Consider the following 22,845-nt stretch of genomic DNA (forward strand, 5'->3'; position numbering starts at 1 on the left):
CAATTTGAAAAGTCAAATTTTAAAAATTAAAAACTAGAAAGCTTTATTTTCCTAGTTCTTTCACTTTTACTTTATTAATGTAATTACTTACATAATATTTAAATTCTTCTTCGTCCATTGAATCTTTCATTTTCATATTAGCATTACATATATTTCTACCTGAATATAAAATATTTAAGATAGCTATTATAGTTAAAAAAACTCAAGCTCCATATAATCCTCAACCAATATATAAATCTAAATTATGAATAGGAAATAAATCATTAACAATAATAGGAGTTAAATTTAATTGAATCATCATAAAAAATATTCCAAACATTAATGAAATGAATAATGCTCAGTTTAATTTTGTATAGCGATCTTTTCTTTCATTTCTTACATATTCTAAATAAATGGTTTGCTTTTCAGTCAAATGCTTAATTTTTCAATGACGATTAAGACTTGAAAATATTAATAATATTATTCAAATAATAAAAATAGCTATTATAGTTGATAAAAATGAAAACATATTTGCTCCTCAAATTGATAAACTTGATGCTAGCAACATTAAAATCACCTCTTAATATGATTATACAATTTAATCTAAATAAAATAAAAAACCGAACAAATTAATTCGGTTTTAAAAAATTATAATAATAAATCTTTTGTTTTAAACACGTATGCTGAAGCTATAAAAACAATAGTCCCAATTGCAAACATTGCAAAATATTGACCAAATCATTTACTTGCTGATGCTAATACAAATTTGTTATCTTTAAAAACATAAACAATGGTTTCATTGTATAAACTGTTTAAGCTTATGTATTTTGTTGCTTCTAAAGCTGGAACTGATGATAGCATAGATAAAATAAAGAATAAGATTGGTAATCCTGCTCCAACTACATAAGATCAAACTGCTTTATTAAAGTAAGTTGATGCCATAAATGTTATACTACACATCATAAACAATAATAAGAACATACCTGCTAATTGAGTTATAAATACGCCCATTGTTAAATCGATTTTACTTGCATTCATAGTAATAACTGGTGCTGTCAAAATAATATTTAAAATAAAACCTATAAATAAACTAGATACCATGAATATTATTTTTGTATTGATAATAGTTGTTCTTTTAAGAGGAGACGCCACAACGTATGTAATTCTTCCTGTTTGAACTTCTCCAACCATTATTTTGTTTGAAGCTATTATTACGTAAATAAGTGGTATCTCAAAACCAATTGATGTAAATATAACCAATTGTAATATTTCAGTTATACTAACAGGTGTTCCTCCGCTCTGATTAACAGTCAGCGGAATAATTAAGTTAACAAATAGAGCCGGCATAATAATTAAAATTAATCAGAGTATAAAATTTGATTTAAGATGTTGTTTAATAATTGCTTTATTAATCATTTTTTTCATTCTCCTTTTTAAATTTATAGAAATCCATAAAATACTCCTCTAATGTAAAAGGAATTTCTTTAAAAATTCGAGTATTAAATTTAGATATTATTTTTAATAAATCTTGCATATCTTTTTGTTTAAGATTAATAAATAATTTTGTTTTATCAATAACTTGAGTATTTTTGTTATCGTATACACTTAAGAAGTCTTTCATTTCAGTCTGCTTACTAAATACAATTTCGAATTTTTTGTTTTCGTTATATTTAATTTCATCCATGTCAATATTTGAAACTATTCTTCCATTTTTTACAATAGCTACTCTGTCACATGTTTTTTCAATTTCTTGGAAAATATGTGAACTTAAAATTACTGTTCTTCCTTCAGCTTTTACACTTTTAATTAAATTTATAAATTTTTCTTGCATTAAAGGGTCTAAACCAGAAGTTGGTTCATCTAAAACTAAAACTTTTGGTTTATGCATAAATGCACAAATTAAACTTACTTTTTGTTTCATTCCTTTTGACATTCTTTTAATTTTAACTTTTGGGTCAAATTCTCAAAATTCAATTAACTCTTCTACATAATTTCAGTCTTTTAATTTTCTGATTTCAAATATATATTTTATAAATTCAAAACCTGTCATAAATTCAGGCATCGCTATTTCTCCTGGAACATATCCTAAAATAGCATTTACCTTACTTGATTCTTTTCAAGCATCAATTCCATCTACAAATATTTGTCCTTTTTGTGGTTTCATAAAACCAAGTATGTGTCTAATAGTTGTTGATTTACCCGCCCCGTTTGGACCTAGATAACCAAAAACCTCTCCCTCTCTTATAGAAAGATTAATATCATATATTCCATGACCATTTTTAAATTCTTTTGTTAAATTTTTTATATTAATTAGTTCTTTCATTTTTTTTCCTCCTTGTTAATTAAATTAATGAGAAGTTTAATACTGGAGGATTCAAAGATATATGATTACTAATTAATAAAATTTTGTTTAAAAATAACTGTAACATAAATTGAATTTTAAATATAAATGATTTAATTCTATGAATTGATTTGGAGTTTATCTCAATTATTATGTTTATGTCATTTTTAATAAATTCTTTTAAACTAGCAAAAAGCTTAGTAAAAGCAATTTTGAATTTATAATTTTTAAGTAGTTTAATAACTCTCAAATTAAAAAATAATATGATGAAGAAAAAAATACTTGCTATAAATGAAATTGAAAATATCAAGTTATTTCAATATAAAGCGGTAATTTGATTTATATTATTATGAATAATTAGCTGAACTAACTCATGTATTAATAAAGATGTTCATAAAATTCTAACTAAGGTGTCCATTAGGCTAAATTTTAGTTTTTCTCTATTATAAATTGTTTTAAAAGATTTGATCATTTGTATAAAAAAGAATATTGCTAAATTTGCAGAAAATAAAGCATAGAAAAAATCAGTAAAAAATAATTTTAAAGAAATTGAATATATAAAAAATAAAATATACATTGCATAAAATAAAAATTTTCAAGTTAATATTTCAGCTTTAAAATTTATTAACACTTTTTTCATATTAGATTTATGATAACACAAATTAAAAACCAATCAAACAACTGGCTTTTAATAATTTACATCTAACTTTTTAAGATTCTTATAAAATTTATTATTATTATTATTATTATTATTATTATTTTTGACCTGCATAAGTAAATAAACCCTATTCAATTTTGAACAGGGTTTATTCAGGTTAATGTTTTTTTTCTACCAAATTTAGTTTATAACCCTATACACAGGTTTTATAAATTTAGTTTAAGTTAATTTCTTTAAATCACCATTTAAAGGTTTTCTTAAAGAAAATGCAATAGCTATAAATATAATTATAATCATTGATATAACTATTAATAAAGGAATTCATCAATAAACAACTACTGGAATAAATATACCAAATTTAGTTGCATAAAAGCTTAATAAACCTATTCCTTTAAATCCAATAATATATCCTAACACTATTGTTAGTATTGAAAATACAATAGGAATCATTAATGTGTTGCAAATCAATGACTTATTTGAATATCCAAGACTTCTCATTGTTAGTAAGAAATGGTGATATCTCATAATATAAATATCACATATCAATGCAATAACCATAATTGAAATAAATACAATCCCAATAACCATTAGTCCACTAATTAAAATTATTGATTCTGTCGCTGTTTTAATAACACCTAATTGCATTTCAACTAAAGTAACTTTATTGTATAAAGTTGAAAGATTATTAAACTTGCTTCCATCTGTTATATCAGATAGTGCTAGTACACCATTTGCAACAACTACTGTTGATTTTATTGCGTTTGTTATCCCATATGTTTCAGATAGACCAGAGTATTTATTATTAAAGTCTCGATTTTGAATAACTTTTTCAAAAGCTTCTTCATCGCTTAAATTATCTTTCATTAAATCATCTTTCATTAAATCATCTTTCATTAAATCATCTTTCATAAAGAATCTTTTATTTTTTCTAGATTCTTTTAAGATGTCAATTGGTGATTTCATTTTTCTTACTGTAACAGCATGATCTTGATAATTTAATTGACCATTTGGAATTTCATTTATTGCTTCTCCATAGTAGTCATAATCAACAGGAATGTATTTATCTGTTGATCTATTTGTTAATAAATTAACGATATCTTGATCAGCAATTAAAACATTACCATTATAAGTATTAATTGTATCAACTGCAGTTACTTTGACTGAATTTAAGAAACTAGGTATTTGTGAAACATTACTTACATAAATATCATCTTTTACACCTCTTGCTTTAATTTTATCCCCAGCTCAAGTGTAGATTTCCTGAAGGTCTGTTTCGATATTATTAATTCAACCTTTACGTGATTCATCTTTAATACCTTTACTGTATAAAATGCTAAAAGGTGAAATTCATTCCCACTGCTCAACATTAGAATAATCGTTTCCTCAAGCTTGCAATACTTGCTCAGGAACATCTGCTTTTGAAACAGTTGCATGTCATAAATCTATATTAGATTTTCAATCATTTGCTGCAAAATTTGATTTTCTAGAATGACTAGCATTTTCACCATTTAATAATTGTGGCATATTAGCGATATTTGAAGGTACAAATAGTTTTAAATTATTGTAGTGGTAATAAGGTCTCAGATTATAATCAATCGAATTTAAATTGTATAAACCGTTTTTTGAGTATGCATTAATAAATCACTTAGAATCTTGTCTAATCGAACTAATATTATAGTCTTGATCATATTCAAATTCTTTTGTATATGTATATTTATTAGGATCAATTTCAGAGGCACTTATTCAGTCCTTTTCATCTGCTAAATTTAAATTTTTATCAAACTTAGATAAGTTATGAGTAATTTCCCTATTATCATAAATTCAAGCATTTTTTGGAACTATTGAATTACCTATTTTTAAAGTTTTGTAATTGAATGAATCAATTTTTAAACCATTTGATAAGTTGTATTTTTCCAACATTTTTAAATTACTTATTAATGGAATATTTAAAGTTTTTGAATTCATGTCATATATTTTGAATCCAGTTTTAGTAAAAATATCCCCAGCTGAATAATTTTCTTTTTCATTAAACAATTTGTTTAACTTTAAAACTTCATCATCTGACACAAAAACTTTTTCTTTTTGTTTATTGTCTAATACAAATGATGACTGATTATTTTTTAGACCTGAAATATTAAAATTATCATCATTAAATTCAGTTTTAACTTCAGTGCTTAAACTTTCTTCTCCAGGTACATAATTTTCTGAGTTAATAGAAATATTAAATTGAGATTCTGAGTTAGGTGATTTTTTGTAATATTGTTGTAATGAATTTGGTAATAATGAACTTGCTAACAACATAATGTCTTCTTTTCAATTTGATCCTTGTGGAATTTGAATGTTGCCACTTGAACTACCAGAAGCAAGAAGGTGAACAATTTGTTTAATTGCCATTTGGAAAAAACTAATGCTTGACTCATAGCTTTTTGCCTTCATTTCTCAAACTTGCTCTTGTGTTAAAATTTGAGAACCTTTTTCAAAATAATCATACCCTGTATTTGGATTAATGCTTGTGTTTCAAACATAGCTAGCTATTTTCTCAAATGTACCAGGAGATAAACTTATTCCATTTATATTTCCAATTTGACCAATAATAGGTAATATTAATTTCAATAATTTTGAATTTTCTTCATTTGATGTTGAATTTAGATTTTCATCAAAAATTCATTTTTCAGTTCAGTTAAAATCATTCACCCATTCTTTATTTGTTCATCCTTCACCATACATGATTATTGGCATGATACTACTATCCCAGTTTGAATCGTTATAGTATTTGTTGTTATCAAAATAAATATCTGTTAATTTTTTACCATTTTTTCCTAAAATTTTTGGTTGTGAATATAATTTTTCAGTATTATCTATACCTCTTGAAGCTGTTAATGAAGATTTAGATGTAGGCAATCCTGCAACTGAATTATTTAAATTGTATTCATCATTATAATTAAAATACTTATCTGCATCTTTTATATAAATGTTTAACATGATTGGTGTGACTATTGAAACAGTGATAAGACTTGTTATCACAAAAATTGAAAGTACCAGCATTACAACCTGTTTATAGCCTCTTATTGCTAATTTCATAGGGAACAAGATTTTAAAAGTTAATAGACCAACTATTTTATTTAATAAATTTAGCTTAATTGTTTTAGAACTTTTTTTATTAACATTGTTATTTATTATTGTTATATAACTTTTTGAAGTTAAAAAGAACGTTACAAAATAACTTATTATTAGCGTTAGGACACCCAATACAACAATTAGTAATACCAGAATCCTATAATCTCAAATAAATCTATAAAGAGTTGTTGAAAAGTAGTTAGATACTATACTTGCCAATATTTCTTGAAAGAAACCAGCACTTATCCATGCAATAGGTATAACAATCAATGAAATAAATATTGAATACCATAAATATGAAATAGAAATAGCAAATGAATTAACACCTTGAGCCTTCAAAATAGCAATCTTTGTTGAATTAAATTTGACAGTTTTCAGAATTCCATAAATAACCGATATTAAAGCAAGTAAAAGTATTAGTCCAGAAGAAATGATTGTTATAAGATTAACTATTTTCAATATTTTTGGCTGGAGAGATCAATTTAAATTAAAGTTTGTACTTTCAAAAGTTTTGATTTGATTTGTTGAATTTCAATTGTTTAAATTAATTTTTTTTGCATTTAATTTTTCTAAATCTTGAGAAAATTTTCTGTTATCACTTTTTAGTTCATAGTCAAATAACATCATATTTTTTTTAAATTCAGTTTCAGACATACTTTCTGGTCTTTTTGTAAAATAATAAGTAAAAAATGAAAAATCTTTTGATGAATTTTTATTAGCAATTTTATTAACTACATATTTTGGAACATATACTATTGCTGAATTTTTGATGTCTACAACTGGTACTTCAGGATCAACTAATGGATAATATGTTAATGCATCCGCACCAAAACCTGAAATAATAAAATTAATTCCTGCAATGTTTATTTTATCCCCAACTCTATATCCATTTTTTAGAGCATATTGTTGCGAAATAATTATTTCATTTTCTTGCATTACTGGTAATCCATCAGTAACTTGAAAATTGTAGTCATAGTCATCATTTAATATAACAAATCTAAAGTTTTGAGATGAGTTTTTATCAAAATAAAAAGCTTCTTCTCTTATTTGCAAGTCAATTTCATGTAATTCAGCTGCTAGTCTTTGATGCATAAAATTATAAGAGTATAATGTTGATCAATCATAATAATTATCATTATTTTGAACGTATTTATATTCTTTATTTATTGGAGTAAGTTTTGAATTGTAAATTTCACCTTTATTAATTCTTTCAAAGGCACTTAATTCATTTTTTGAAGATACAAAATAATTATCAGGTGTTGTAAAAGTAACTGATGCAGGATTTACCAACCCTCTCATTCCATTTTTTTCAATTGTTAATTTATTATCTATTGGTTTTTCATTCTTAGTTTTTATTTGATAGGTACTTTGTGCTAAGTTATTTGTATTTACTATATAATCTGGATTAATAATTTCACCATCAAATGATGTTCCAAAAATATACTCAAAAGCAAGTCTTTTATTTCACTGAGTTGGATCTAAAGCTTCTTTTTGCTCAGATTCTGAGTATTGACTATTTTTAAGATCAGCATAAATTTTCATTTGACCTTGCTCTTCAGCAATTTTATTAAATTTTTCTTCAAAATCTTTAGTCTTCTCTTCCATTGTTTTGCCAGGTTCTTCTCAATTAAAATTACTCATTTGATTTTTAACATTAGCATACGAATTATTAAGAAACTCTATAATTGAACCTACAATATAATATGAAACAGATTCTAGTGCATTATATATATAATTTTGAAAGTCACCTTTTGATGAGATTTCTTTCTTATATTCATTCATTCATATTTTCGGATCTTTTGCAAGAGATGGCAATGTCATTTTTATTTCAGAAAAATCTTTATCAATTTGCATGTTATTTTTTTCTCAAATTTGATTAATTAAAGAGTTTTTAAAGTAGTCTGATTTTTTTGTCGAAACAAGTTCCTTAGAAATTTCTTTTGAAAAAGCTTTAGTTAAAGTAAAAATGGCTCTTTGTACAACTTTGTAATCTGTGAAAGTTTCAAAGTTCTCTATTTTTTCACCATATTTATACGAAAATTTTTGCCCCTGATAAAGTTCAGGTTGTTTACCTGGTTCTACAAAAAATCTACTTAGCTGTGATCAATAATTTGTATCATTTATATTTCAAGCATCTTTAAGTGCTTGTGTTGGGTTCATTTCATCATCAAATAGAGCTTTTGTTATAAAAGTTTTCTCATAATATCCGCCAAAATCATTTAGAACTAAATTAAATGAGTCATTTAAAGTTGTATTGTTATTGATAAAATAATTTGTTTGAGTTGGAATTAAATCTAAAATAGGAATAAATGTCATGTTTGAATCAAGCAAACTTGATTCGTTTAGTTCTCTTTTGTATGTATAGTCAAATTTTTCAAATTTTTGAACTATATTATTATATGACGACTTCATTCTATAATTTAAACTAGTCATTGAAACTAAATAAAACGACGAAAAAAACGTTAGTAACAGTATTACTACAAATTGAATCTTAAATTCAAATAAACTTCTAAATCCCTGTTTAAAAAGCAACCATAAATTCTTCATTATATATCCCCATATAATTTATATTTTAAACTTATTTTAACTTTTATTACAACAATGAGTGTGTAAAACTATAAAGTTTTATTATAAAATTAATTTATTATGAATAAACTAAAAAAGATAATTACCATTTTAGGAGCAACCTTAATTTCAACTTCTGCTATGACTGGAGTTGTAGCTTGCACCTATCTTGATACAGAAAAAGAAAGTATAAACAATAAGCTTAAAGAAGTTGTAACTTCAACTTCAAGCTATTTTAAAGGAGCGATTCTTGCAAATTCAAGAAATATTAATGGTCAACAAGCAGATAAATACATTGGTTCACTGCAAAGTTATCAAATTATTAACAATAGCTCAGAAAGAACTTACATGAACGAAGTATTTAAAACTTTTTTAGATATAGATCAAGCAGAAGAATATATGTCAGATCTTTATAAAAAAGATGATTTTAATGTTGAAATTCAAGAAAATAAATGAAGAAACAATTTTGAAATCATTGATTCTGCGTTTAATGAAATTTATAGACTTGTTGGTGTTAAGTTTGACCCTGCACTTTGAAGAACAGCTTTACCCATTTTAATTCAAAACTTAAATGGTAAGCAAATTGTAAGCATTCAAGAGATTTTTGGAAAAATTGAAAATTTATTTAATATTTTCAAAGATGTTAATGTCCCTAGTTACAAGAATCTTTCGGATATGGGAGTTAAAACAAATAAAGATTTAAAAGTCTATTTTTCAAGTGAGCTTACTTTATTTATTGGAAGTTTATTTGGAAAAGAAATGAAACCCTTCAATTTTAAAGACGCTACCTTAAATTACTATGATTGAAACACAAATTCTTTTTTTGAATTGTTTAAAAAAGATAATGAAAATCAATATGAAAAACAAAAGAGTTTTACAAGCAAAACTTTGTCTCATTTATTTAATGCCTTATTTGGAATTAATTGATACATTCAAAATTTCACAACTGATGAATACAACTTAAGTGTCGAAGAAATAAAAGATGATAATCATATTTTCTCAAAGTCAAAGACAAACATTGAAATTATAAAAGAAGTAAATAATAAACTAATAAATGAAGAAATTATTAATGCCGTTAATTTTGATGGTATCTTACAATTTTTATATGATCTTTTCTCAGATGAAATTGACACAAACTCATATAAACTTTTAAGAACTTTTAAAATTCTTTTCCAAGTTGATGATGATATTATCAATAAAAATACTAAATTAGATTTTGATACAAAAATATTAAAATTAGGTGAAAAAACATTGGACGTTAAATTTGGTGATTGAAAAAATAATGGAAAAAATGAGAATGGTGCTTTAAATTTATTTTTTGGATCAACAATTAATGGAATAATAAGGGGATTATTAAAAGACTTCGATAAAGATGGAGGAATAATTGATTTCTTAAATTCCATCGGAATGGGTTCTGAACAAATAAGTGGTGTTTTTTCAGGCATTATTAGTTCAATTCTTTCGGGAATTGACATGACACATTTCTTTTCTAGTTTGCCTAAGCAAATTAATGGGTCTTTAAATAATGTAATCGAAGGCTGAAATGACAAACTATTTGGCTCATTTAAAGACAGTTTAAAAAAAGCAACAGTAACAGTTGATAAACTTGCACAAAAGTATGCTTGATTAGTAAATAATGAAGGTTCATTCACTAATAAATTCTTAGGTTATTTAGTTAATACAGATATAAGAAAACTTATGAAAGTTTTAGGAAAAGAAAATGATCTACCAATAGAATTACCAAAAATTTCTTTAAAACAAATTATTAATATAAAAATTACAAAGAATATTAGAATAGGTGATATTCTTTCAAAATCAACTGAATTTGTTGGTTCATTTATTAATTTATTTTTAAAAGGTGCTGCTCCAAAACTTCAAAATATTGGTTATTCTTTAAATAACACTTCACTTGCTGATAATCCTGAGTTTAAACTTAGAGATAATTTTGGTAATATGATAACAATAGAAAGAGCTATTAAAACAGTTGATAAAAATCTACTTATCCTTAAGGATGATAAATATACAACAACTGATATGGCATTAGCAAAATATTTATTAAATTTTCCTGCTATGCAAATATACATACCAAAAGAACATGGTTTTAAAACAGGAAGATGATTAACTGGAATTGAAGCTGTAAGATGAATAATGGGTATTGGAGTTGAACTTCAAGATGGAACAATAAATAACAATTTCTTTAGAGAAAACACAATTATGTATTCTCTAAGTAGACTTTGAGATGACGAAACAGGTAAATTTATCAATTATATATTTGAAAATTTAAAAAATTTATTAAAAGTTATTGATTCACTTATTCCTAAACCTGAAGAGATTAATTTTGAAGAAGAATTATCCAATTCTAGATTTTCAGAAAAATTAATAAGTTATTCTAATTTGAAAAATCCTTCAGTTGAAAGCAGAATTATTTATGAGATTAATTATTCATACAATGAAATTAGAAACAAATATATTGTTAAATTAGTTTTACCAGCAAAAAATGAGGGTTTTTTACCAAAATATCAAATAGAAGAATTTAAAAAAATAAATTAAAAATCGAATTAAAGCAATTCGATTTTTTTTATTTAGCTAATTTTGTTATTGCTTTAGCATATATTTTAATCATTTTTTGTAGTTCTTCAATAGTCGCAAATTCATTATAGTCATGCATAGGTGAATCTTCTAAATTCATAACAGCACCAAACGCAATTAAATTAGGCATTGTTTTAGCATAAGTTCCTCCACCCATTGCTTGAGGTTGACTAATCATATCTCCAGTAATTTCTTGGTAAACTTGCATAATGTTTTTAACAACTTCCCCATCTTTTGGAAAGTATACTGCATCTTCAATTCTTTGTTTTACATGATCTAAACCATATTTATTAAATGCTGCTTCAATGATTGGGAAAAACTTAGTTTTAGGTTCTGATAAAACAGGTATTCTAAAGTTAAATGTAAACATTCCTTGACCATCTTTAATGTCAATGATTCCAATGTTTTGAGTTAGATCACCGGTTTCATCAGCAATATTATCAAAGATATTAGACATGTTGAAATTTAGATGAGCTTCTTTTGCAATAAATTGAATTAAAGGATGTTTAATACCTAATTCATTCATTGCAAATGCTAAATGAGATGCAGCGTTAACTCCAACATGAGGAGTAGAAGCATGACCAGGTTTTCCTTTAACAATTAATTCATCATTATTAACTGAAGTATGAATGTCTTTCATTGTATCTAATTTAGCTTTAATCTCATCGATTTTAGGTCCTTTGTATGAAACCTTATCACAAATCATGTTGTAAGCCTCTCCACCTTTAATTTCAAAATCACAAGGCACATTGGCAATAACATCCATATTATTAATTCATTTCTCTGCGTATACACAAGGGAATAAACCATCAGGCACATAACCAGCTGATGCAATACCATGATCTGCTACATATTTTTCCATACATTCTCATGTAGTTTCTTCACTTAATCCAAAAATCATTCTAATTTTATAAGTATCTGATTTTCAATTATGATCTTTTAAGTATTTAAGTGCATATAAATTCATCATTGTTGGACCTTTATCATCAATAGAACCACGTCCAATTAATTTACCATCTTTTTCAATTGGTTCAAACGGATTAGTTACTCATTCTGACATATCTCCAGCAGGAACTACATCTAAATGACACAAGATTACATATAGTTCTTTTCCTTCACCATATTCTAAAAAACCATATTTGTTAGTTTCATCACGGTATGTTTCAAACCCTAATTCATTACCTAATTTTAAAATATAGTCTAATGCGTCATTAACCCCTTTTCCAAAAGGCATATTACCAATTGGATCTGCTAATACTGAAGGTATTCTAATTAATTCCTTAGTTTTTTCTAATGCTTCTGTAAAGTATTTGTCTAATAATATTTTATTGTTAATTTCCATAATATTCTCCTTAATTAACCTTGTTAATTGATTTTAAAAATTGATAAGCTCGATTTATTTCAACCATTTTATCTTTTGCTTCTGTTGTTTTATTTTTATCTGGATGGTAAGTCATTGCTAATTTGCGATATTGTTTTTTAATTTCATCACTTGTTGATTTTTCAGTAACACCAAGTGTTTGATAAGCTCAGTTAATATCACTAAATTGATCTGACATTTTTGATTGTCTTTGTTGTTGATATGAATATTGTTGATATTGGGAATTATTTGTATATGATTCTGATTGTTGATAAACTCCAGATTGTTTATACAATTCATTAATTAATTCATCAATAGCCTTGGTAAATCATGAATGCATTAAATTAACTTCTTTATCAATATCTAACAACGCATCCCCTTTTAAAAAATCTATTTTAGCTTTTAGTATTCTCGGCACAAAACCTTGAGTAACTACCTTCATATATATATTTAAAGATTCATTATAAAATTTCATTAAAAAATTACGATTTTGATAATTATCTTCTAAACCAGTTTGGTCAAAAGCTTTTAATAGTTTTCTTTGTTCAACTAATCAAAAATTTAATATTTTTGACTGGGCTTCTTTTAATTCTTTAATCACATCATTTGTTGTTGTAAATGAAAAGTTATTTTTTAATAAATATTCTTTAGTATTATTAAATTCTGAGTTAAAAGGAAACTCTTCAAAGCTTTCAAAATAATCATATTTTGATACTAAAACTGTTCTTTTAGTATTTCTCATCCAAACTTTACGATTAGTGCTTAATAGTTCTTCATTTTTTCTTATTTGAGCATCTGGTGATTCTATCCGGTTCTTTTTAAACGTAAATAAAAACGTTATTGATCCAATAACAAATAAAGCTAGGATTATACAAAGTATAATAATTAACATTTTTACCATTTTATACCTCTTCAGTGTTTATATTATTTTAACAAAATAAACAAAAAAAATTAGTCGAGTAATCGACTAATTAATTTTTATGAATAATTATTCAGCAGGAGCTACAACTTTAACTCTTGTACGACCTTTTCCAAATTTTTCATATTTAACGATTCCTGATACTAATGCAAATAAAGTATCATCTCCACCACGTCCAACATTTTGACCTGGGTGAATTTTTGTACCTCTTTGTCTAAAGATGATTGAACCTGCGTTTGCAAATTGTCCATCAGCTTTTTTAGCTCCTAAACGTTTTGATTCTGAGTCACGTCCGTTTTTAGTTGACCCTACTCCTTTTTTAGAAGCGAAGAATTGTAAATTTAATATAAAACGCATATTAGTATACCTCCATAATTTCTATAAACTGTTTGTATTGTGTTTGTATTGTTGATAATTGTATTTTTAACATTTTCAACATTGTTTGTAAAGATTGATTTTCTATATTGTTATTTGTAATAACAATTTTATTTTCTAAAACTTTCAAATCAACTTCTTTTGAAAAGTGAATATCTAAAGCATTTAATGCTCCAAATGTAATTCCTGAAACAGCTGCACACACAAGATCTTGTCCATAAGGTCCAGATTCAGCATGTCCTGATATTTCAAATTGTTTTAACAATTCACCTTCATTTTTAATTTTGACTTTAATCATAATTAAGCTTCAATTTTTTCAATTTTTACTTTTGTATATGGTTGTCTGTGACCATAAACTTTATTAACGTTTTTCTTAGGGTGGTATCTAACTACACGAATTTTTTTACCTTTACCTTGTTTAACGATTGTACCAGTAACTTTAGCACCTTGTACTAATGGGCTACCAAATTTTCCATCAACCATTAAAACCTCTTCGAAAGTTACTTCAGTGTTTAATTCACCTTCTAATTTTTCGATAAAGATTTCCATTCCAGCTTCAACTTTAATTTGTTTTCCACCTGTTTTTATAATTGCGAACATATTTATCCTCCAGTCTAGACTCGCCTTCATACGTGAGATATAAATCTACTTATGTACGTATTAGTTAAGAGCGGTTGAAACTTGATTTCAACATTTAAATGATACTACAAACCAATTTATAATTCAACTAAAGAGATTAACTACTTAATATATTTGCTTGATTTTAACCAAAATACTTATTAAAAACTATTTCTTTAACCATATTAGTGTCTAAAGTTGTATTCATAAGTTGAGCTGTTTCTAAATTATTGCCTTGATTAATCATACTATTGTCAAAGGATCTGATAGCTTCAAGTTTAATCACATTATCAGCAATATTGCTATTGGCATTTAACTTAATAGATGTTGTATCATCAAATTCAAAACTAGAGCTACCCATTTTAAATTTAGCTTTATCATGCCCCTTAGCAGCTTCTATATAAGCAAATGGTAGCATAGCTACATCAATAATAAAATCACCTGTTTTACCAATAATAGAACCTATTCCATTTAATAATGCTCCAGAAGCAGCTCCACCTTTTATCTCTTTTAAATCATCAACTTTTAGTTTTTCCATAATTACCTCTTTTCTATATTCATAAAGTTATTAAAGAAAAAATAAAAAAGTTTATAAAAAGTCTTTTATTAAAAATATTTTATTATTAATAGTTAGCTTTTATATTCTAAAATACTTCTTTTTGATCATTAAATAAATATACTAATGTTCCTATTCAACTAAAGATATTAATTGATAATACTGATGTAATTATAAATAGAATTTTAATTACTTTATTTTTAACTAACATTAATCTTCAAGCAAAAATGATGTTTAATAAATTAATTATAGTTAAACTAGTTGAAACAATTACTATAATTAACATGATTTCATTAAAGTTATCTAACTTTAACTTTTTAATTAAATCTTTTAAGAAATCTAAGATGCTATTATCTGGTATTTTAACTTCGCCAAAATCTAAGAAATCATTAATTGTTTTAATGAATCCTTCTTTAGGCAAAACCTGATTGAACAAATTAATTACATCATCTGAACTTAATAGAACAATATCATTTCCAACTTTAATTGTAATCCCAGTTTGATTTATATTTTTCATTATTTCATTATAAATTTCTTCAGGATTAGTATTATCTTTAACTGTTTGTATCGCATCATTTATTAACTTCTCTATATTAGTCTTTAAATCTTTTTCTAAATTATCAAAATTATCAACTAAAGTTATAAACTTTTCTTGTGTTATAAAAATAAAAAGTAAAATAGCTATCAGTGAAAAAATTATTAATCCTATAATGATTGCAGAAGAACCAAATAAATTAAGCAGAATTCCATTCTTTCTACGAATAACTTTTTTATTAAATTTCTTTTCCTCTTTTGAAGGTTTTAACTTGTTCTGTTGTTCTTTCATTTGTGTATTTCCTTAATTTAATTAATATAATTTTACTTCTTTTTATTTATTAAAACTATGCAATGTCATTAATAACATGAATTAATAAAAAACTTACTATTTCTAGTAAGTTGCTTTACGATTTTGTATAGTTCATAAGCAAATAAATAAGCAAATAAATGCAATATTATATGCATACCCTGCAAATATTAATCAGTTATTAGCATTTCATCAAAAACTTGACCCTGATGAAACTGATGGAATCATTAATAAAATTCAACCAATTATACTTCGATAAAAATTGTCTATTATTAACAACGGAATTAATGCAATATTAACACTAGCTAATAAATATTGAATAAAAAAGAATCCAACAATTACAATTACTTTAATGGCTCCTTTTTTTGGTAAAGCTTGAATTAATACTGATAATAATAAACCTAAAAAATAAGCTGATAATACTTTTAATACTAAAGTTGCAAAGAACTGTAAATTAACTAATTCAATTAGATTAACTGATGAAATAGCTGTAGACAAACCAAATATAATGCTTACTAATATAATGGTTATAATTGCTTGTGCTACTAACAGTATTGCATTATAAACTAAGGCAAAATTTTTAATTTGATTTCTTTTTATTTCACCAAATAAGAATATACGGTTAACTTTTTTATTTATATTATCATTAAGTGTGGTTTTCATACTAGCTATTGCACAAATTAACATTAAAGCACCAACTAGCATCATTACAGCACCTGTGGTTAAAAATGTTTCATTTGTTTCTTCATCAAAATTAAATTCAGTTGCTATATAACTTAATAAACATAATATTCCGATTAGAGCAATTGCAAATAAAACTAAAATTCCAAACCCAGATTTAAAGCCATTAAAGAAGTTATATTTAAAATAAATTAGGAATTTATTTTTAGTTGGGAATTTAGCACTTAAGTGCATTTTTTTACTATTTGATCTCATAATTAAAAATCCCCTATTTCAGTAAATTCATAAAATGATTTAAAGCTTTCTCTTAAATTTGATTTATGTTCTTTAATATTTACATCTTTAACAATAGTGTTATTTTTAATAATTAATCCACGATCACAAAATTTTTCAACTTCTTCTAATATATGAGAACAATAAATAATTGTTAAATCTTTTTCTTTTAATTTTTCCATAATTTTTTCAAATAACTCTACTGCAATTGGGTCTAATCCTCTTGTTGGTTCATCAAAAATTAAGATATCTTTATCTCCTGATATTGCTAAAATAATTTTTAATTTTTGCACCATCCCAGATGACAAGCTACCAATTAGTGAAGTATCATTTAAATCAAATGCTAATACTTTAGCAAACATTTCAATGTTAGTGTTAAACTTTTCACTATTTTCTAATTCTTTAATATATCCTACATATTCAATAACACTTAGTTTTTTAGGAATATCTAAATTAGCTGATATATAACCAACTTTACTAATATCAAAATTTTTATCAGTTGATTTAACTCCATTAATTATTACTTCACCTTTTTTTGGTAAGTGAAATCCTAATAATAGTTCAATAAAAGTTGTTTTACCAGCTCCATTAGGTCCAACTAAACCAATTTGTTCTTTATTAATAATAATGTTTACATCCTTTAAGCCTTTAGCGTATGTAAACATTTTAGTTACATTTTTAAATTCAATCATAAATTATACCTTTAACCTTATTTAGATAGATTATAAATCAATATATGTAAATAAGCAAAAAACTACTAATCTTATGTAATTTATAAGTTAGTAGTTTGATTTTAAAATTTATTATTTTATTAAAATAGTATCTGACTTAAATAGCTTCTTTAATGTCTTAAATCTTTAACAACTACAAAAAATAATAACTAAGTTTTCTATAAAAAATATTAAGGGTTTTAAACTATGATAAACACCTTATTATTCAATTTAAATTAAATTATTTAAGTTTATATAGTATTTTTTTAATAAATAGCACAACCAGCTATTTTTTATAAAATACTTCCATATAAGTATCAATTAGTTTAAATCCAATCTTTTCATAAACAGGAGTTCCATCTTCAGTTCCAAATAGTAAAACCTCAGATTTTCCTATTTGTTTTGCATAAGATATTAAGTAAAACATTATCATCTTAGCATAACCTTTTCCTCTAGCTTCTACTAATACTGATATATCATCAATAATTGCATGTTCATCATCAAAGTAAATATTTCCTGTTCCAACAAAATTATCATTTTCGTCTTTAACTAAAATCATATGATTAACTTTATTTTCTATATTGTATTTATGAATAGGTAAATATTTATCTAATACAATTGTTTCTAAGTCAAATGTATTTTCGATAATACTAGTAAATTTTTCAACTTCAGCTTTTGTTTCAACTACTTTAATATGTGGATTAGTTAAACTATCTTTTATATCTCAGTCTTTTGTTTGTAAAACCATTCCTTGATAAACATGTAATAAATCAAAATGATTTTTAATTAAAATATCATGATTTTCATTATGATCATTATTTGAAAAGTTAATTCAAGCCATTTCTTGTGTATTTTTAGTAATCTGTTTAACTTGTTCATCATCTAGTTTCAATAAATCATTTGAAACAGCTGTGATTGTATTATTTAGATCACTATTTATTAGACAAACATGGTCAGTTTCTCAATTAAAGTTTTGCTTAATATATTCTTCAATTGGGTTAGCATAGTATTTAGTAAAATTATTAATTAAATCATTTGCATATGCATTATGCATCTTAAATTTCTTCTTCATAAATATTCTCCTTATAAGAATATTATACCTTATAGTTTGTTTTAACTAAAACAGGGATAGGATATAGTTTTAAATAAACTTATTAGAAATTGTAGTAATTATAATTTATAAAAACTACAATTATTGTTCTTATTTTTCTTCACTATCTTTTTCTTTATTAGGGAATGCTACTTGATCATGTCTATTACATTTAGCACACATTGTATATGCTATTAGTATTAACACTCCTGAAACTACTCAAATAAATATAATTGAACATATTCCTAAAACTAAGTGTGATCTTTCAATTCCATTCATTAATTCATCTCTAGCTTTTATTATTGCAAGAGTCATTGGTACAATTCAACATGCACTAATAGCACAAAGAATAACTCCACCTAAAAAGTGACCACCAGCTAATCCAACTATAAATCAAATTGCTAATGCTAATCAATTGAAACCAATTGCTGCATTATAAAAACGTATCTTCTCGTTCATCTTATTCTCCTCTTAATTTTTTAAACATTAATTAATTATATGTTGAAGCTGATCTTTTATCAACTGTGATAGCTGTAGTGATGTCAAAAGTTTATTTGTAATAGTAACAGTTAAATCAATTTTTGATTTAACTCCTTTTTGTGTTATTTTGTTAGTTTATTTTAATAATTAACAACTATATAATAGATAAAATATATCGCTTTTGTTTAATATTGAAAATTATATTATTGTTATAGACTAATCATAAATGATGCAATGAAAATCATATAAAAAATACAATGATCAAATAAAAAACATATAAAACAACTGAATTACCAATAAATAGATTTTGAAAATCTACAAAAGGATAAGGATATCTACCTGTATTATTATTTTGTAAATATAATTCACCTCTAATATATACATATGCTAAATAACTAGCTGCATAGATAAATACGATGTATATATCTCATTTTTTATAAAAGTTATAAGTATATCTTTCGTTTCCCATACTAAATTGATAAATAATGAATAATAGAATTGGACATATTAAGTGAGTAACTATGGTACAAAGTATTTGATTAGTACCATAGTTAGCTATACTATCTTCACCTGATTTAACATAATATACTACACCCATTCAAAAGATTAAAAATACTAACATATTTAAATTCATGATAACCATTCTAAATCGATCAGTTAATATTCCATGTTTTTCTTTCTTGTCAAAGTTAATAATATAAATGATTAATCAGACTATTGTCATGATATTAACTTGTACTGAAAAGAAACTCATTAAGATATCATAATTAGTAAAAGAGTTCTTATTGTATCAGTATTCAACAAAACTAGAAAGATAAAATCCTCAACATAAAAAACCTATAAATAGTAAACAGGCTATTAAATGATAATATCAAATCCAGTTTTTATAAAATGCTGTATACTTTTTCATAGTTTGATTTTAGCATAAATACAAAAAAAGACTCAATGAGTCTTTAATTATATCTTTTTAATAAATTAACTAATTAGTTAAAGTATTTGTTTGATAGGTTGAATGATAAAACTTGATTTTCAGCAGGTTTAAAAGACAATTCAATTTTTCTTTGAGTAGCTAAATCAGCATTTAGGTTTCCACTTCAAGTTGTATCGTGTTTAAATTCAACAACTGCATAGAATTTTTCGTTTTCTTTAATTACTTTAATTTCTTTAATTAATTTAGCAGCATTACCTTTTAAATTTTTAGTTAAAGTTTCTGACATTCCATTAATAGCTTCTTGACTAACTGGTACATTTTGTCCTTCTGCTCAAGCCTTAACAGTTGGTGTATATCTATCTAAGTAAGCTGTTGCTTGTGCCTTAACTTCATCATAACTTGGTTTAGCTTCAGCAGCTTCTTTTTTATTCATTGACATTGATCCAATTAAGTATTCTGAAGTTGGTTTAGCTTGGATATTAATATCTCAGTATTTTTCTTCTACTTCTTTAACTGAATCTATTTGAGGTTTTGAAGAAATAGTAACTGTAATATTTACATCATCAGCAGTAACTACTGATAAACCTTTTTCTTTTTTAATTAATTCTAAAACTTCTGATTGAATTGAAGCTTCTGTTGATCCATTTTTAGGTTCATAATTTGCGAATGGAGTAGATTCTCCACCTCTATTTCAATCTTGTAAGTTTTTCTTTGTAATTTTTGCAATTGTTAATTTTACTTCACCTTGAACTAATTTTGAAGTTGATTTTGCTTTAACAATAATTGAACCTTCAGCTTTTGAAGTTGAAGCAGTTTTAGTAATATCTAAATCTGCTGCTGTAATTTCAATTGGTGATCCAGCTTTTGTTTGATCTGTTTGACCTTCACCAGCAATTGCTTCGTTAATAATAGCTATAATTTCATCATTAGTTGTATCATTTGTAACTTCTGTATCAGGTGTTAATAATTCTGTTAAATCTAATTTTGGTAATGCTGGAATTGCTAATTCAGTTGTTCCAGTTACTAATTTTGATTCTTTTGATTCTTCTGGTGCTGGTGGTGTTGTAGTTCCACCTTCTCCACCTTCTCCATTGTTTTCATCTGCAAATAAAGTTTCTGCCACGTAACCTTTAGCAGTAACAGTTAAAGTTCCTACTTCACTAATTTGTGGTTCTTTTGATGTTTCAATTGTTAAGTCTGAAGATGCTACTTTTGTTTCTTCAGGTAATACACTACTATATTTAGTGTTAATGTGATTTAAAATTTGTTCTTCAAATGAAGGCACTTTAGTTGTTTCTTCATCTGATTGAGTATCACCTGCTGGTGTATCAGTTGGTGTTTGTAAAGTTAAATCACTTAAAGCTTCTTTTAAATTTATTTTTGCTAAAGCAGCAGTTGCAATTGTAACTTCACCAGTTACTTTTTCACTACTACTATCTTTTGCTTTAACAGTAATTGAACCTTCTGTTCCAACTTTACCTGGTTTTCTTTCAATTTCTACATCTTCTTTAGAAATTGTTTTTTTAGAATTTGGATTTGCTGTTTTTCAAGCTGCATTAATTGCTGCTGCAATTTCTTCATCAGTTGATTTGTCAGTTAATCCGTTAACTTTTTCTTTTAATTCTTCTAAATTAATTACAGATAAATCAACAATGATATTTCCTTTACCTGTAACAATTTTAGCTGAAGTTGTTGCTTTAACTGGAATTTCATAAATTCCCTCAGTTGCTCCATCTTTTGTATTAGGTTGACCATCTAAACTAGATAAATCAAATGAAACTTCATTTGCTTCTAAATGTTTTAATCCTTTAACTTGTCTTAAAGCATCAATAACATCTTGATCAGTTGGTTTTTTATCAAAGTAAACATCTGTTAATGCTGTTGCTAAATCAACTGCTGGTGTTTCACCAATGTTTAATACGATTTCCCCTGAGATCAATTTTGCTTGGTTAGTTGCATGAATTCATACACTACCTTCTGTTTTTTCAGTTGCTATTTGTGTAACAACTGCAATTTCTTTTTTATCAAGTTTTTCTAATCCCTTGACTTTTTGTAATTCGCTAATAATTTCCTGCTCATCAGTATCATTTGTTGCAGTGTAACCTGAAAGTGCTTTTTCTAAGTCTACAACTGTTCCTTTTGATTCTTTTGACCCACAGGCTACTACTAGGCTTGCGCTACTAGCTGCTATACCGGTCGCAGCTAAAATACCTAATAATTTTTTCATTATTTTGTGTGTCCTCCTAGAATATTCTATTTTTTGATAGTAAATAAGAACTATTTTACTACTATTTTATTATAAGGAAAAAATACTTTTATAAGGGTTTTTTAATTAAATTTTATTAACTTTAAGTGTTTTTATGCTCATTTTGTATGTATTTTTACAAATTATAGATAAAAAACAGAATATGAAATTTACAGATGATATTAAGCAATCAAATGAATTACAAGCGTTAAATTCTAAAAAATATCTTTACCTTACAGACATTTTTGGTCCAAAGAGAGAATAAATAGTTGTAAACTTTCACACACTTTTTAATTTTAAATTTTAATTTAAAAAAACTGAAAGCAACTTGAACAGGTTGTATATAAAGTATATTTACAAGCAAAAATAGATGTTAATAACTTGAAATGTATCTTTGATGTAAAAAGAAAATAATATTTTAATTTTGAGCAGATGTATCATTATTAATCTCAAAACTTTGCATAAACTTGTAATAACTTTATAAATCTTAATTATTTTAATAGATTCTGTTACT

Annotated in this window: 18 protein-coding genes and 1 other annotated feature; of the genes, 1 reads left to right on the forward strand and 17 read right to left on the reverse strand. The window is 25.2% G+C overall.

Translation table 4 applies throughout. The features are described from left to right. Window positions 1–43: 43 nt before the first annotated feature. The 4 genes from MCOLE_RS02335 to MCOLE_RS02355 all read right to left on the reverse strand — a co-directional run bounded on the left by MCOLE_RS02335 (window position 44) and on the right by MCOLE_RS02355 (window position 8,642). Window positions 44–547 carry a hypothetical protein gene (locus tag MCOLE_RS02335; RefSeq protein WP_167373851.1) on the reverse strand — a complete coding sequence of 168 codons (504 nt, stop codon included), beginning with the start codon at window positions 545–547 and terminating at the stop codon, window positions 44–46. A gap of 80 nt (window positions 548–627) precedes the next feature. Beyond that, window positions 628–1,395, reverse strand: coding sequence for an ABC-2 transporter permease (locus MCOLE_RS02340; protein ID WP_157844805.1), 768 nt, complete (start codon window positions 1,393–1,395; stop codon window positions 628–630). Next, complete coding sequence (locus MCOLE_RS02345; protein WP_100671106.1) at window positions 1,388–2,302, reverse strand: ABC transporter ATP-binding protein; 915 nt, start codon at window positions 2,300–2,302, stop codon at window positions 1,388–1,390. Before MCOLE_RS02345 ends, MCOLE_RS02340 begins: the two co-directional genes overlap by 8 nt. A gap of 895 nt (window positions 2,303–3,197) precedes the next feature. Further along, window positions 3,198–8,642: an ABC transporter permease gene (locus tag MCOLE_RS02355; RefSeq protein ID WP_100671110.1), complete on the reverse strand. Its 5,445-nt coding sequence runs from the start codon at window positions 8,640–8,642 to the stop codon at window positions 3,198–3,200. Window positions 8,643–8,741: 99 nt separating this feature from the next. On the opposite strand from MCOLE_RS02355, the gene MCOLE_RS02360 reads away from it, so the two are divergent. Beyond that, the gene (locus MCOLE_RS02360; RefSeq protein ID WP_157844806.1) at window positions 8,742–11,210 is read left to right on the forward strand and encodes a hypothetical protein; all 2,469 of its coding nucleotides are present in this window, start codon (window positions 8,742–8,744) and stop codon (window positions 11,208–11,210) included. 28 nt (window positions 11,211–11,238) lie between these two features. On the opposite strand, the gene MCOLE_RS02365 is transcribed toward MCOLE_RS02360, so the two are convergent. The 13 genes from MCOLE_RS02365 to MCOLE_RS02425 all read right to left on the reverse strand — a co-directional run bounded on the left by MCOLE_RS02365 (window position 11,239) and on the right by MCOLE_RS02425 (window position 22,313). Further along, on the reverse strand, window positions 11,239–12,591 hold the full coding sequence (locus MCOLE_RS02365) for a M20 family metallopeptidase (protein ID WP_100671114.1): 1,353 nt from the start codon (window positions 12,589–12,591) through the stop codon (window positions 11,239–11,241). A gap of 10 nt (window positions 12,592–12,601) precedes the next feature. Then, window positions 12,602–13,351, reverse strand: coding sequence for a DnaJ domain-containing protein (locus MCOLE_RS03745; protein WP_208612155.1), 750 nt, complete (start codon window positions 13,349–13,351; stop codon window positions 12,602–12,604). Window positions 13,352–13,597: 246 nt separating this feature from the next. After that, window positions 13,598–13,885 (reverse strand): 50S ribosomal protein L27, encoded by a 288-nt coding sequence (gene rpmA, locus MCOLE_RS02375; RefSeq protein ID WP_011183338.1) that lies wholly within the window; start codon window positions 13,883–13,885, stop codon window positions 13,598–13,600. A 1-nt stretch (window position 13,886) separates the two neighbouring features. Beyond that, complete coding sequence (locus MCOLE_RS02380) at window positions 13,887–14,201, reverse strand: ribosomal-processing cysteine protease Prp (protein WP_011183339.1); 315 nt, start codon at window positions 14,199–14,201, stop codon at window positions 13,887–13,889. A gap of 2 nt (window positions 14,202–14,203) precedes the next feature. Next, window positions 14,204–14,503: a 50S ribosomal protein L21 gene (rplU, locus tag MCOLE_RS02385; protein ID WP_011183340.1), complete on the reverse strand. Its 300-nt coding sequence runs from the start codon at window positions 14,501–14,503 to the stop codon at window positions 14,204–14,206. Between the two features lie 6 nt (window positions 14,504–14,509). Beyond that, window positions 14,510–14,589 (reverse strand) — a sequence feature (ribosomal protein L21 leader region). 77 nt (window positions 14,590–14,666) lie between these two features. Beyond that, entirely contained in the window at window positions 14,667–15,059 is a 393-nt protein-coding gene (locus MCOLE_RS02390) for a hypothetical protein (protein ID WP_100671116.1), read from the reverse strand. A gap of 106 nt (window positions 15,060–15,165) precedes the next feature. Then, window positions 15,166–15,903: a hypothetical protein gene (locus MCOLE_RS02395; protein ID WP_100671118.1), complete on the reverse strand. Its 738-nt coding sequence runs from the start codon at window positions 15,901–15,903 to the stop codon at window positions 15,166–15,168. A 102-nt stretch (window positions 15,904–16,005) separates the two neighbouring features. Further along, entirely contained in the window at window positions 16,006–16,857 is an 852-nt protein-coding gene (locus MCOLE_RS02400) for a hypothetical protein (RefSeq protein WP_100671120.1), read from the reverse strand. A 2-nt stretch (window positions 16,858–16,859) separates the two neighbouring features. Further along, entirely contained in the window at window positions 16,860–17,567 is a 708-nt protein-coding gene (locus MCOLE_RS02405) for an ATP-binding cassette domain-containing protein (protein WP_100671122.1), read from the reverse strand. A 304-nt stretch (window positions 17,568–17,871) separates the two neighbouring features. Then, window positions 17,872–18,657: a GNAT family N-acetyltransferase gene (locus MCOLE_RS02410; RefSeq protein WP_100671127.1), complete on the reverse strand. Its 786-nt coding sequence runs from the start codon at window positions 18,655–18,657 to the stop codon at window positions 17,872–17,874. 129 nt (window positions 18,658–18,786) lie between these two features. Next, window positions 18,787–19,134: a hypothetical protein gene (locus MCOLE_RS02415; protein ID WP_100671129.1), complete on the reverse strand. Its 348-nt coding sequence runs from the start codon at window positions 19,132–19,134 to the stop codon at window positions 18,787–18,789. Window positions 19,135–19,309: 175 nt separating this feature from the next. Then, window positions 19,310–20,065: a hypothetical protein gene (locus MCOLE_RS02420; protein ID WP_100671131.1), complete on the reverse strand. Its 756-nt coding sequence runs from the start codon at window positions 20,063–20,065 to the stop codon at window positions 19,310–19,312. A gap of 73 nt (window positions 20,066–20,138) precedes the next feature. Next, complete coding sequence (locus MCOLE_RS02425) at window positions 20,139–22,313, reverse strand: lipoprotein (protein WP_100671133.1); 2,175 nt, start codon at window positions 22,311–22,313, stop codon at window positions 20,139–20,141. Window positions 22,314–22,845: the final 532 nt, after the last annotated feature.

It is taken from the genome of Mesoplasma coleopterae (assembly GCF_002804245.1).
Taxonomy (GTDB): domain Bacteria; phylum Bacillota_I; class Bacilli_A; order Mycoplasmatales; family Mycoplasmataceae; genus Mesoplasma; species Mesoplasma coleopterae.